Origin of the sequence: Melissospora conviva (assembly GCF_049523535.1) — a bacterium.
GTDB classification, from domain to species: domain Bacteria; phylum Actinomycetota; class Actinomycetes; order Mycobacteriales; family Micromonosporaceae; genus Melissospora; species Melissospora conviva.
Map to the genome: position 1 here is coordinate 70,461 of NZ_JBLLDT010000008.1, position 12,030 is coordinate 82,490.

Sequence of the window (12,030 nt, forward strand, 5' to 3'; positions counted from 1 at the left end):
CGACCGGATCAGGTGCGGGTGCGGCCGGACATCACCGGCCGCACCCGCACCTGCCGGGTCAGCCGCCGCCGTCGGAGGCCGGCTGGGCGGGCGCGGCCCGCTGTGCCTCCTGGAACTCCGTCATCGCCTTGTCGAGCGCCTCCAGGGCCCGGCCGTACCGCGCGAAGTCGCCGGAGGTCTGGGCCTCGCGCACCTCGGCGATCGCCGCCTCGACCTTCGCCGCCGCGGCGTCGAGGTCGGTGCCGCCCGGGGCGGCCTCGCTCGGCGAGGTGGAGGGCGACGGCGTCGCGGTCGGCTGGTCGCTCGGCGGTTCGGCCCCCTCGTCCGGCTGCGGCTGCTGCTGCGGCGCTGACGGGTTCTGCTTGCGCAGTTCGATCAGCTTGTCGATGCCATCGGGGACGTTGTCGGCGAGCACGACGTACGAGCCACCGTCACCGTAGGAGAGGAGCACCTTCTGCAACAGCGGGTACGCGTTGGTCTGGTTGCTCTTGACGTAGACCGGCTCGACGTACAGCATGCCGTCGTCGACGGGCAGCGAGAGCAGGTTGCCGTACTGGACCTGCGCCTGGTTGGACGAGAGCAGGTTCAGCTCCTGCCGGATCTCGGCGTTGTTGGTCATCTTCTGGTGCACCTGCACCGGACCGGAGACCGCGGTCTGGTCCGGCAGGTCCAGCACCTGCAGCTGCAACTCCCCGTTGATGTACGACCCGCTGATCAGTGCGGCGAGGTTCTGCCGGCCGGCCGGGGTGACCGTCGAGGTGAGCTGGAAACGCGCCTCGTCCTGCCCCGGCAGCTGGGTGTAGAGGTAGTACGGCGGCTGCTTCTGCCCGCTGTCCGGCGCGTCCGGGGTGTTCGGGACCTCCCAGAAGTCCTGCCCGGAGTAGAACTCGCCCGCGTCGGTGACGTGGAACTTGGTGAGCAGGTTGCGCTGGACCTTGAACAGGTCGGCCGGGTAACGGAAGTGCGCCGTCAGCTCGGCCGGGGTCTCGCTCTTGGGCCTCACCAGGTCGCCGCCGAAGGCCTTGTTCCAGGCCTTGAGCACCGGGTCGGACTCGTCGAACTCGTAGAGGGTCACCGTGCCGTCGTACGCGTCGACGGTGGCCTTGACCGAGTTGCGGATGTAGTTGACGTTCTCCCGGGCGAGCTGGAACGTGCCCTGGCCGGTGAGCTCGTCGGTCGTCTCCGCCTGCAGGTTGATGCGCTCGGCGTACGGGTAGCTCGACGCGGTGGTGTAGCCGTCGATGATCCACTTGATCCGGCCGTCGACGATCGCCGGGTACGGGTCACCGTCGACGGTCAGGAACGGGGCGACCTTCTCGACCCGGTCCCGCGGGTTGCGCACGTAGAGGAGCTTGGACTCCTCGTTGACCCGGTCGGAGAGGAGGAAGTTCGTCTCCTGCTCGGAGATCGCGTACAGCAGCTTGCGGCCGAAGGAGCCGATCTCCACGCCACCGGCACCGGTGTAGGTGTAGTTCTGCTCGCTGTCGCCGGTGGTCGGCCGGTCGAACTCGTCGTTGCGACCCGCCTCCGCCTGGCCGACGATCGCGTAGTCACCCTGGTCCATCTGCACGCCGTAGTAGATCCGCGGCTGCTCGGCGACGAGCGACTCCTCCGCGGCGACACAGCCCTCCTTGGTCTGCTCGCCCAGGAAGCCGGAGACGAAGTACGGCTGACCACCGCAGACGACCCGGTTGGCCGGGGCGCTGACCATGCCGAACCCGTGGGTGAAGACGGTGTGGCGGTTGATCCAGTTGTTCTGCTGCTCCGGCAGCTCCGCGTAGTTGATCTCGCGGAGGCCGACGACGTAGTCCTGGGTCTTGCCGTTGACGGTGTAGCGGTCGATGTCGAGCTTCTCGCCGAAGTTGTAGAAGCCGCGGACCTGCTGGAGCTGGGTGTAGGTCTCCGAGACCAGCTGCGGATCGAGCAGCCGGATGTTGTCGACCACCGTGTTGTCCTTGGCCAGCGACTCCTCCGGCCACATGTTGCTCGCCCCGTACGGGGTGACCTTGGTGTTCTCCAGCCCGAACGCCTGCCGGGTCGCCTCGATGCTGCGCTGGATGTAGGCCGACTCCTTCTCCTTGGCGCTCGGCTTCACCTCGAAGGTCTGCACGGCCCACGGGTAGATGCCACCGATCGCCACGGCCGAGACACCCAGCAGCGCCAGCGAGAGGCCGGGCCAGACCAGGTTGCGCATCACCGCGTTGGAGAAGACGATGATCGCGATCGCCACGATGATCGAGATGTAGGCGAGGATCTCCTTCGCCGGCAGCAGCGCGTTGATGTCGGCGTAGCCGGCGCCGTAGAGCTTGGCGCTCTCGTTGTAGTCCAGCAGCATGGTGCGCCGGTCGAGGAAGTACGCCACCGCCTTGAGCAGCACGAAGACCGCGACCAGGCTGGTCAGGTGGGCGCGCGCCTTGTTGCTCATCCGGTCGCCCACGCCCTGCAGCCGCACGCCGCCGAAGATGTAGTGCACGGCGAGCGAGCCGATCACCGACAGCACCACGAGGGTGAAGCCCAGCCCGAGCAGGAACCGCCAGAAGGGCAGCTGGAAGACGTAGAAGCCGATGTCGGTGCCGAACTCCGGATCGGCGATGCCGAATTCACCGCCGTTGCGGAAGAGCAGCCACTGGGCCCAGCGGCCCTGCCCGGAGAGCCCGGCGAAGACCCCGATCACCGCCGCCGCGAGGGCGATCCAGAGCCCCATCCGCGGGCTCAGCATCATCCGGTAGCGCTCCAGCGCGACCTGCTCCGGCGAGTGCGTCCGCAGCGCCGGGCGCAGCCGGTACGCCAGCCAGAGGTTCCCGCCGACGATCGCCGCCGCCGCCAGGCCGACGACCAGGAAGAGGAGTACCCGGGTCAGCAGGACGCCCTTGAAGATCTGCGTGAAGTCGACCTCTTCGAACCAGAGCCAGTCGGTCCATGCCTGCACACCCCACCCCAGCAGGGTGAAGAGCAGAAAGACGCCGACGAGTACGCCTATCGTGACGCGGCCGCGTCGGCTCATCCTCGGTATGGGGGCAGCACTTCGCATGACCACTGTTGACTCCGCACGTTCGGTGTGACGACCGGGCTAGATCAGAGCAACCAGCGTACGTGGTCTTTTGCGGTTGACCGCCCCGCCGGTCAGGCGGGGGTACCCGCCTGATCAGCAGCGCGGCGGGTCGCCGCCGCTCCGAAGCAGCTCCAGCGTGTTCAGGGCTTCACCGAGCGTACCCACCTTGAGCAGCGGCAGATCGGGCTGGGCGTTGCGCAGCGCCTCGGCGCAGTTGTCGGCCGGCACCAGGAAGACGTCCGCGCCGGCTGCCTTCGCCCCGACCAGCTTCTGCGGAATCCCGCCGATGGGGCCGACCTTGCCGGCGTCGTCGATGGTGCCGGTGCCGGCGATCACCTTGCCGCCGGTGAGGTCCTCCGGCTCGAGCTTGTCGATGATGCCGAGGGCGAACATCAGACCGGCGCTCGGACCGCCGATGTTGTCCAGGTCGATGGAGAGCTCGAACGGCGGCTTCTCCGCGACGCCGATCCCGATGCGCGGCGCACCGTCCTGCTCCCGGCTGGTGACCTTCGCCGTGCCCGGCGCCTGGTCGCGGAGGTAGCCGATGGTGAACTCGGTGCCGGCCGGCTTCGCCTGGATCGCGTCGATCAGCGTCTTCGGGTCGGCGATCGCGGCGCCGTCGACGGAATGCAGGACGTCCCCCTCGCGCAGCTTGCCGGCGGACGGGCCGTCGGCGGTTACCGAGTCGACGACCACCCGCAGTGGCAGGCCGAGTTGCTGCAGGGCGGCGATCTCCGCGCTGGTCTGCGAGCGGGTGAAGTCCTGCTTGTTCTGCTCCTCGACCTCCTCGGTGGTCCGCCCCGGCGGGTAGACCGTCTCGCGGGGCACCACCGCCTCGTCGTCGGAGATCCAGCCGGCGATGGCGCTCAGCAGGCTGACGTCGGGCTGCACACCGACGGTGGTCAGGCGCAGCTGCCCGGCGGAGTCCGAGGTCTCGACACCGGAGATCTGGATGACCTGCTTGTCCTCCACGCTGCCGAGCGTGTCGACGGTCGGACCGGGGCCGAGCACCACGTACGGGATCGGCGCCCCGAGCACTCCGATGCTGAGCAGGGCGGTGACCACCGCGCCAAGCAGAACAGTGACACCGCGACGTCTCATGCGCCAGAGCGTACCGACTCCCCCGCCCGCGCCGAGGCCGACCGATCAAGGGCCGTCCGGCCTGCGCTTCGCCCTCAGCGCAACCGCGCATCCGCCGGCAGGCGGCGCGGGCCGCGTACCGTAGAACTCGTGCCTGATATCCCGTTCGGCTTCCAGCTCCCCGGCGCGCAGCCGCCGGACCCCAACGATCCCGCGCAGATGCAGCAGTTCATGTCCCAGCTGCAGCACCTGCTCGCCGCCCCCGGCGGCGGCCCGGTCAACTGGGACCTGGCGCGACAGGTGGCCGCCAGCCAGCTGAGCGCCAGCGGCGATCCGGCGGTCAACCCGTACGAGCGCCACACCGTCGAGGAGGCGCTGCGCCTGGCCGACCTCTGGCTCGAGCCGGCCGCCGCGCTCCCGTCGGGCATCCGTACCTCGGTCGCCTGGAACCGCAACGAGTGGATCTACAAGACCCTCGACGTCTGGCGCAAGCTCTGCGACCCGCTGGCCGAACGCATGGTCTCGGCGATGGGCGACCTGGTGCCGCCGGAGGCCCGCGCCCAGCTCGGCCCGATGCAGTCGATGGTCACCGCGCTCGGCGGCGCCCTCTTCGGCGGGCAGCTCGGGCAGGCGCTCGGCTCGCTCGCCGAAGAGGTGCTCTCCGCCGGCGACATCGGCCTGCCGCTCGGCCCGGCCGGCACCGCCGCGCTGCTGCCGGCGAACATCCGCGCCTACGGCGAAGGACTGGAACTCCCCGAGGACGAGGTACGCCTCTACGTCGCACTGCGCGAGGCGGCCCACCAGCGGCTCTTCCAGCACGTGCCGTGGCTGCGCGGGCACCTGCTCGGCGCCGTCGAGATGTACGCCTCGGGCATCTCGGTGAACCGGGAGGCGATCGAGGAGGCGATGGGGCGGGTCGACCCGGCCAACCCGGAGTCGATGCAGGCGATGGCGCTCGAAGGGATCTTCACCCCGGAGGACACCCCGGCCCAGCGGGCGTCGCTGGCGCGGCTGGAGACCGCGCTCGCGCTGGTCGAAGGCTGGGTCTGTCACGTGGTGGACAGCGCCGCCGCGGACCGGTTGCCGAACATGGCACGCCTGGCCGAGGCGTTCCGCCGCCGCCGGGCCGCCGGTGGCCCCGCCGAGCAGACCTTCGCCACCCTGGTCGGGCTGGAGCTGCGGCCGCGCCGGCTGCGGGAGGCCGCCGCCCTCTGGGCTGCCCTCACCGAGCACCGCGGGGTGGCCGAGCGCGACGCGCTCTGGGGACACCCGGATCTGCTCCCCTCGGAGGAGGACTTCGCCGACCCGGTGGCCTACGCCAGCAACCGCGTCGACCTGGGCGACCTCGCCGACTTCGACTTCGACTCGCCCGCGCCCAGGGAACCGGGCGCAGACATCGAGGAGCCCGGAACGGGGCGCACCGACGAGCCCGGCGCCGGGCGCACCGACGAGCCGGGCGAGGAACACGGCGGGCCGCAGAGCGGTCCGACGGGGTAGCGGCAGACCGGCTCCGGGCCGTCGTACCCGGCACCGCGGCATCGACTGTGGTGGACTTTCTGTCTGCCCGGACGATGGACGGAGGCCCCGATGACGACCGAGAGCCACCCCAGGATGCGGCAGGTGGTGCTGGACTGCACCGATCCCCGCGGGCTGGCCGAGTTCTACCGGCAGTTGCTGGGGTTCGCCTACCGGCCAGGAGACGAACCTCCGGCGCCGGGCGAGCCGGACCCGCGGGGAACGGACTGGCTGGTGCTGCGCAGCCCGGACGGCGGCAGCGATCTGGCATTCCAGTACGTCTCCGAGCTTCCCCGCACGACGTGGCCGGAGCACACGACGCCACAGCAACTGCACCTGGACTGCACCGTCGGCTCGGCCGAGGAGCTGGCGGTGCAGCACCGGCGCGCGCTCGCGCTCGGCGCCGAACTGCTCCTGGACCGCTGCGCCGACCCGGACGAACCGCTCCACGTGTACGCCGATCCGGCCGGCCACCCGTTCTGCATCTTCGTCTCGACCCACTGACCACCGCGCCGACGGCCGGTCAGCCGCCGAGCAGCAGGCGGCGGGTTGCCTCCCAGCCTTCCAGCCCCGGGTCCAGCGCGGCGAGATCGGCCGGCCCGCGCTGCCGCCGCCACCCGGGTACGACCTGCACCTCGGCGCTCCGCCCGGCCAGGACGTCGAGGGCCGTCGGGGCGTCGGGCACGGCCGGAACGGTCGAACCCGTCGGAGCGTGGGGCACGGCCGGAACGTTCGGGTCGAAGGCATCGGGCAGCCAGCCGGGCGGCGGCAGGCGGGTGGCGAGTCCGAGCAGGCCCGGTCCCGGCTCGGCGGGTGACACCGCGACGGGGTGACTCCCGAGCGGCCGGAACAGTTTGCCGAGCAGCATCGCGGGCAGGTCCGGCGCGTCGGCGGCGCAGAGCACGGCCTGGTCGTAACCGTCGAGCGCGGCGAGTGTGGCCCCGACGGTGAGGGCAGGCAGTTCGAGGATGGCCATGCCGGGCCAGACCACCGCTTCGGCGAGATCCCGGTCCACAGCGGCGACGGCCACGGCCGCGTCGACGCCGGCCAGCGTGGCGAGCAGGTCCACCGCGTCCTCGGCGAGCGCCGTACGCCAGGCGAAGGGGTCGACCCCCGGCGGCGTCCAGCCGGTAGGGGCCAGCATCGCCACCGCCACCCGGCGGGTCACCCGAGAACCGCCGGCGCCGTTCTCACTCCGCCAGCACCATGCCGGCCGCGGAGGCCACACCCTCCAGGTAGCCCCGGGCCCGTTCGGTCCGCGGAAAGCGGGCGACCAGCTCCCAGAAGTGGCTGTTGTGGTGCGGCACCACGAGGTGCACGAGCTCATGCATGAGGACGTAGTCGATCACCCAGTCCGGCATGTTCCGCAGCCGGTGCGACAGGCGGATCGTGCGGTCCGCGGGGGTGCAGGAACCCCACCGGCCGTTCTGGTTGGTGACCCACCGCACGCTCGCCGCCGCCGCGAGGTCGGCGTGATCGGCGAGGTAGAGCCGCACGAGACGTTCGGCGCGGGCCGCGAGTTCCTCGTCGGAGGTGCCGAGCCGGCCTTCGCGGGCGGCGAGCCGGGCCAGCATGCGATCCACCCACTCGGCCTCCTCCGCCCGGGAGAACTGGGCGGGGATCAGCACCACCACCCGCTCGCCGTCGCGATAGGCGGACACGGTGCGGCGACGCCGCTGACTGCGTCGTACCTCGACGACCGGCTTTCGGGCGGCCGCCATCAGCGGACCACCGATCCGCGTATCCGGGTCACGAAGAAAGCTAATGCGTTGCGACCGGGTATCCGCAAGGGCCGCAGAGAAATCCACCGGGAAAATATGGCGATTGATGGCGGAGAGTCCCGAAAACGCGAAGGTCAATCGCAGTCCGCCCTGCGGATGGAGGCTTCAGGGTGCAGACTTGTCGATGTGTGTACCGCGCCGACTGCAGGCCAGGGATCACCGTACGGGAGAGCGGGTGCGGTTGTGCCCGGCGCCCCCGTACCGATTCATATCGGCGTGTCCGCGCCAAACTGCCTTATCCGAGCGTTCCCGGCGTGCACACTCTCGACGTCGGCTTCCTCACAGTGTCGACACATTCGTGACATGGGAACACCAGGACCTGGGTAGGGTCCGCCGAACCAGCGGTCACTGCGGTGACCGCGTGACAAAACCCGCGCCGGGCCGTACGGCCGGCCGCCAGACGGACGCCGGATCACCGGCCGGCGGTAACAAAACTAGGAGGACACCGTGGCCGACCAGGCCCAGACGTACAACGGATACTGCGTCAAGTGCAAGGAGAAGCGGGACTTCGAGGGCAACGTCGCGGTTTCCAAGACCGGCATGAACATGGCCAAGGGCAAGTGCCCGGTCTGTGGCACAACAGTCAACCGGATCCTCGGCAAGGCCAAGGTCTGATCCGGTCCGCGTAGCCGGGGCGAGGGGGCGGCCGACAGGTCGTCCCCTCGCCCTTTCGCGTACGCGCCGCCCGGCAGCCTGTGGAAAAGTCGCCGGACTCTGTGGAAAAACGAGTTCACCGCCGCAGCGGGCTGTGGACAACGGAACGCATTCGCCAGCGCGGCACGGCAGAGTCGTGCCATGTCGCAGACCGCGCTCGCCCGGCCGACCCTGGTGCCGGGCCTCGTCCGCCTCTGGCGGGACCGGCACACCCTGCAACTGGGGCTGGACCCCACCCGTGCCGTCCTGGTGGAGGTCGCCGACCCCGCTGCCGTACGCCTGCTCGACCTGCTCGACGGCACTCGCAGTGAGCGAACGGTGCTGGAGCACGCTGCCCGGCGCAACATCGACCGCGGCGCTGCCGAGAGCCTGCTCAACGCGCTGCGCAGCGCCGGGCTGGTGATCGCCGCGGCCACCCTGCTCCCGGCCGAACTGACCGGCCCGGCCCGGGCCCGGCTACGAGGTGAGGCCGCCGCGCTGGCCCTGCGCGGGCCCGATCACCCCGCGACACCGGCCGCCGTGCTGCGCCGCCGCCGTGCCGCCCGGGTGGTGGTGACCGGGCACGGCCGGCTGCTGGCTCCGGTGGCGCTGGCCCTGGCCCAGGCCGGCATCGGTCACGTCCATCCCGACCTCGACGGCCGGGTCGAGTCAGCCGACCTGCCGGGCACCGGCCTGACCGACGCCGACCTGGGCTGTGACCGCGCCGCCGCGGTGGCCGCGCTCATCGAACGGACCGCCCCGGGCACCACGACCACCGCGCTGCGGCGCGGGGCCACGCTGGTGGTGCAGGGCAGCACCGACCGGCCGGCGGCGCTGCTCGCCGCCGGATACGCCCAGCGCCGCCAGGCGCACCTGCTGCTCGGCGTACGCGACGGTGTGCCGGTCGTCGGCCCGCTGGTCCGCCCGCCGGTCGGCCCCTGCCTCAACTGCCTCGACCTGCACCGGTGCGACCGGGACCCGGCCTGGCCCGCCCTCGCCGCCCAGCTCGCCACAGCGCCGCGCGACGAGCCCTGTGCGCTGGCTCCCCTGCTCACCGCCGTCGCCCTGGCGACCGCCGAGGCCCTCACGCTGATCGACGGGGGCCTGCCGGACACGGTCGGCGGCGCCGTCGAAGTCACCGCCCCGGGACGGATGCGCCGCCGCGGCTGGCCACCACATCCGGACTGCGACTGCCCGGCGGGTGGCGGCTGAATGCGGGTTTCCTTCACTCAGCAGCGCGCAGAGCAGCGGTACGCCCGCGCGGTCGGTAACAATGGCCGGGTGACCGACATTCCGCGCCGGGCCGTCTCCCGGACCGCAAAGCTCGCCTCGCTACCACTCGGCTTCGCCGGGCGAACCGTTCTGGGCATGGGCAAGCGGGTGACCGGAATGGCCTCGGAGATGGTCTCCGCCGAGATCCAGCAGCGCACCGCCGAGCAGCTCTTCAGCGTCCTCGGGCAGCTCAAGGGTGGTGCGATGAAATTCGGGCAGGCGCTGTCGATCTTTGAGGCGGCGCTGCCGGAGGAGGTCTCGTCGCCGTACCGGCAGGCCCTGACGAAGCTCCAGGAGGCGGCGCCGCCGCTGCCCGTCGCAAGCGTGCACAAGGTGCTCGCCGACCAGCTCGGTCCCGACTGGCGGGAACTCTTCGTCGAATTCGACGACACCCCGACCGCCGCGGCCAGCATCGGCCAGGTGCACCGGGCCATCTGGCGGGGCCCGGTGGAGACAACCGCCACCGGCCGCCGACGGCGGCGACCGCAGCGCCCGGTAGCCGTGAAGATCCAGTACCCGGGGGCGGGCGACGCCCTGCTCGGCGACATGAAACAGCTCGCCCGGCTCAGCGGCATGTTCAAGGCAATCCAGCCCGGCATCGACATCAAGCCGCTGCTCAACGAGATGCGCGACCGCATCGCCGAAGAGCTCGACTACGAGATGGAGGCGGAGTCACAGCGCGCCTTCGCCGCGGCGTACGCAAAGGATCCGGAGATCTTCGTCCCCGAGGTCGTCGCCGTCGCGCCCCAGGTGCTGATCAGCGAGTGGGTCGAGGGGACCCCGCTGTCGGAGATCATCGCCAACGGCACCGAGGAGCAGCGGGACGAGGCGGGCCGGCTGATGGCCGTGCTGCATCTCTCCGCGCCGGAGCGGGCCGGCCTGCTGCACGCCGATCCGCACCCCGGCAACTTCCGCATCCTGCCCGACGGCCGCCTCGGTGTGATCGACTTCGGCGCGGTGGCCCGGCTCCCCGAGGGCACCCCGCACCCGATCGGCGAGATCCTCGGCCTGGCCGTGGCCGGTGACGCCGAGGGCGTGGTGGCGGGCCTGCGGGTCGAGGGCTTCGTCAAATCGGACGACAAGATCGACGCACAGGCGGTGCTGGACTTCCTGACCCCGATGCTCGCCCCGGTGATCGAGGACGAGTTCCGCTTCACCCGGGCCTGGCTGCGCGGCGAGGCGGCCCGGCTCGGCAACCCCCGCTCCCCGGCGTACCAGCTGAGCCGACGGCTCAACCTGCCACCGTCGTACCTGCTGATCCACCGTGTCACGCTCGGCTCCATCGGGGTGCTCTGCCAGCTTCAGGCGAAGGCGCCGTACCGGCAGATCATGATCGAATGGCTGCCCGGCTTCGACCCGGACGCCGAGGCGGATCTCGACCCCGACGCCCGGACGAGTTAGGGGCGCGTCCCCCAGCGTTGCTCACGCCGCGACACGCGCCCCTGAAGTCCGGTCGCCGGGAGACCCCGGCGACCGGTCACTACAGTCCCAGGTCCCGCTCGGCCCGGCGACGGGCCTCGATCGTGACGGAACGGGCAGATCGGGGTGCCTCAGTGCGCGTGTTGCCGCCGGCCTGAGGCCGGCGCATTCGCACCTTCGACAACGCTTCGGTGAGTAGATACATCTCGGTGACTCCGTTTCGGACGGTCGTGGTCTGTTCGGTGCTCCCGCCGCCGGCGGGCTTGCTGATGTTTGGCATTCGGATGGTTCGCATCTCAGGCCGCCAGTCCGACCTTCGCGCGGGAGGCTGCCGAACGGACGTCCTCGGGGCGCGCGGCGGTCTGCGCCCGCAGGGCGGCGTCCCGGGCGGCGTCCTCCTTGCGCGGACGGCCACGAGGCCGCTTGCGCGGCACCACCGCGCCGCGCTCGAAGATCTCGCCACCCCAGACACCCCAGGGCTCGTTCCGCTCCAGCGCCCCGGCGAGGCACTCCACCCGCAGCGGGCAGTCGCCGCAGAGCGCCTTCGCCAGCTCGAGCTCCGCCGGCGCGTCGGAGAACCACAGGTCGGGGTCGAACTTGCGGCACGGCAGTGCCGTCTCCAGGTCGACGGGAAGACTGACGGGGGCCAAGGCCAGGCTCATCGCCCGGTCACCTCTCTCTCGTTGCCGATCTCGTGGATCGCGTTGCTTCCGACAAAGTCGGGACAAAAAATTAAGGCCGCGGATCCCGGTTACGGGTTCCGCGGCCTCGAGGTGAGCCGGAGGTCTGAGTTGTCAGACCGGCCTGCCTCGAGGTGGAACACCGCGGAGATCCATCCGCTTCTTGGTGATGCTGGTGATGCCATTGGTGCCATTGATGCCAGTCGTGCCGTTGACGCGAACGCCGCCGATGACGCCCGAGAGGGTGCGGCCGTGTTCGGTGCCGAAGACACTGATCCCCTGCTGCGGGACCGGGACGGCCGCCGTGACCGGAGCCGGGACGGCCGCCGTGACCGGAGCCGGGACGGCCGCCGTGACCGGAGCCGGGACGGCCGCCGGCGCCGGGGCGAGGACCGCCGGCATCGGGTGCCACACGGAGACGACCGAAGCTCGCTCACGCAACGGCAGGGCAGCCGGTAGCGCCGCGGTGATCGCGTAGTTGTAGATCTCCATGGATGCCACCTCCTGGCCTAACCTCGTGATGAACGGCTGTCATACCCCTTTGAGCAGCGACAATGCCGCCATCTCTCAGGTGCGCACTGAGGCTATTCCTCGCCTA

11 protein-coding genes are annotated in these 12,030 nt (G+C 71.0%); 5 read left to right on the plus strand and 6 right to left on the minus strand.

Going from position 1 to position 12,030, the window contains the following annotated elements; translation table 11 throughout:
* Nucleotides 1-58: 58 nt before the first annotated feature.
* The gene (locus tag ACK8GG_RS17825) at nt 59-3,037 is read right to left on the minus strand and encodes a UPF0182 family membrane protein (protein ID WP_440352619.1); all 2,979 of its coding nucleotides are present in this window, start codon (nt 3,035-3,037) and stop codon (nt 59-61) included.
* A gap of 108 nt (nt 3,038-3,145) precedes the next feature.
* Nucleotides 3,146-4,153, minus strand: a complete 1,008-nt coding sequence (locus ACK8GG_RS17830) for a YlbL family protein (RefSeq protein ID WP_440352618.1) — start codon at nt 4,151-4,153, stop codon at nt 3,146-3,148.
* A 198-nt stretch (nt 4,154-4,351) separates the two neighbouring features.
* On the opposite strand from ACK8GG_RS17830, the gene ACK8GG_RS17835 reads away from it, so the two are divergent.
* Both ACK8GG_RS17835 and ACK8GG_RS17840 read left to right on the plus strand, forming a co-directional pair.
* A complete protein-coding gene (locus ACK8GG_RS17835) occupies nt 4,352-5,629 on the plus strand; it encodes a zinc-dependent metalloprotease (protein WP_440353341.1) in 1,278 nt (425 codons plus the stop codon).
* A 90-nt stretch (nt 5,630-5,719) separates the two neighbouring features.
* On the plus strand, nt 5,720-6,151 hold the full coding sequence (locus ACK8GG_RS17840) for a VOC family protein (RefSeq protein WP_440352617.1): 432 nt from the start codon (nt 5,720-5,722) through the stop codon (nt 6,149-6,151).
* 19 nt (nt 6,152-6,170) lie between these two features.
* Here ACK8GG_RS17840 and ACK8GG_RS17845 read toward each other — a convergent pair whose 3' ends face one another.
* Together ACK8GG_RS17845 and ACK8GG_RS17850 are read right to left on the minus strand one after the other, a co-directional pair.
* A complete protein-coding gene (locus tag ACK8GG_RS17845; RefSeq protein WP_440356839.1) occupies nt 6,171-6,815 on the minus strand; it encodes a hypothetical protein in 645 nt (214 codons plus the stop codon).
* A gap of 22 nt (nt 6,816-6,837) precedes the next feature.
* Nucleotides 6,838-7,368 carry a M48 metallopeptidase family protein gene (locus ACK8GG_RS17850; RefSeq protein ID WP_440356886.1) on the minus strand — a complete coding sequence of 177 codons (531 nt, stop codon included), beginning with the start codon at nt 7,366-7,368 and terminating at the stop codon, nt 6,838-6,840.
* A gap of 507 nt (nt 7,369-7,875) precedes the next feature.
* On the opposite strand from ACK8GG_RS17850, the gene ACK8GG_RS17855 reads away from it, so the two are divergent.
* From ACK8GG_RS17855 to ACK8GG_RS17865, 3 genes are all read left to right on the plus strand, one after another.
* Nucleotides 7,876-8,043, plus strand: coding sequence for a DUF5679 domain-containing protein (locus ACK8GG_RS17855; RefSeq protein WP_440349653.1), 168 nt, complete (start codon nt 7,876-7,878; stop codon nt 8,041-8,043).
* A 180-nt stretch (nt 8,044-8,223) separates the two neighbouring features.
* Nucleotides 8,224-9,273, plus strand: coding sequence for a hypothetical protein (locus ACK8GG_RS17860; RefSeq protein WP_440352615.1), 1,050 nt, complete (start codon nt 8,224-8,226; stop codon nt 9,271-9,273).
* Nucleotides 9,274-9,342: 69 nt separating this feature from the next.
* Nucleotides 9,343-10,734 (plus strand): ABC1 kinase family protein, encoded by a 1,392-nt coding sequence (locus ACK8GG_RS17865; RefSeq protein WP_440356840.1) that lies wholly within the window; start codon nt 9,343-9,345, stop codon nt 10,732-10,734.
* Between the two features lie 314 nt (nt 10,735-11,048).
* On the opposite strand, the gene ACK8GG_RS17870 is transcribed toward ACK8GG_RS17865, so the two are convergent.
* The gene (locus tag ACK8GG_RS17870) at nt 11,049-11,414 is read right to left on the minus strand and encodes a WhiB family transcriptional regulator (RefSeq protein ID WP_440349656.1); all 366 of its coding nucleotides are present in this window, start codon (nt 11,412-11,414) and stop codon (nt 11,049-11,051) included.
* 132 nt (nt 11,415-11,546) lie between these two features.
* Nucleotides 11,547-11,924, minus strand: a complete 378-nt coding sequence (locus tag ACK8GG_RS17875; RefSeq protein WP_440356841.1) for a hypothetical protein — start codon at nt 11,922-11,924, stop codon at nt 11,547-11,549.
* Between the last annotated feature and the right edge of the window lie 106 nt (nt 11,925-12,030).

What these genes read in the sequence shown, in the direction of transcription:
- ACK8GG_RS17830 (WP_440352618.1), bottom strand. Translation starts at nt 4,153, where the DNA reads ATGAGACGTCGCGGTGTCACTGTTCTGCTTGGCGCGGTGGTCACCGCC.
- ACK8GG_RS17835 (WP_440353341.1), top strand. Translation starts at nt 4,352, where the DNA reads ATGCAGCAGTTCATGTCCCAGCTGCAGCACCTGCTCGCCGCCCCCGGC.
- ACK8GG_RS17840 (WP_440352617.1), top strand. Translation starts at nt 5,720, where the DNA reads ATGACGACCGAGAGCCACCCCAGGATGCGGCAGGTGGTGCTGGACTGC.
- ACK8GG_RS17850 (WP_440356886.1), bottom strand. Translation starts at nt 7,368, where the DNA reads ATGGCGGCCGCCCGAAAGCCGGTCGTCGAGGTACGACGCAGTCAGCGG.
- ACK8GG_RS17860 (WP_440352615.1), top strand. Translation starts at nt 8,224, where the DNA reads ATGTCGCAGACCGCGCTCGCCCGGCCGACCCTGGTGCCGGGCCTCGTC.
- ACK8GG_RS17870 (WP_440349656.1), bottom strand. Translation starts at nt 11,414, where the DNA reads ATGAGCCTGGCCTTGGCCCCCGTCAGTCTTCCCGTCGACCTGGAGACG.
- ACK8GG_RS17875 (WP_440356841.1), bottom strand. Translation starts at nt 11,924, where the DNA reads ATGGAGATCTACAACTACGCGATCACCGCGGCGCTACCGGCTGCCCTG.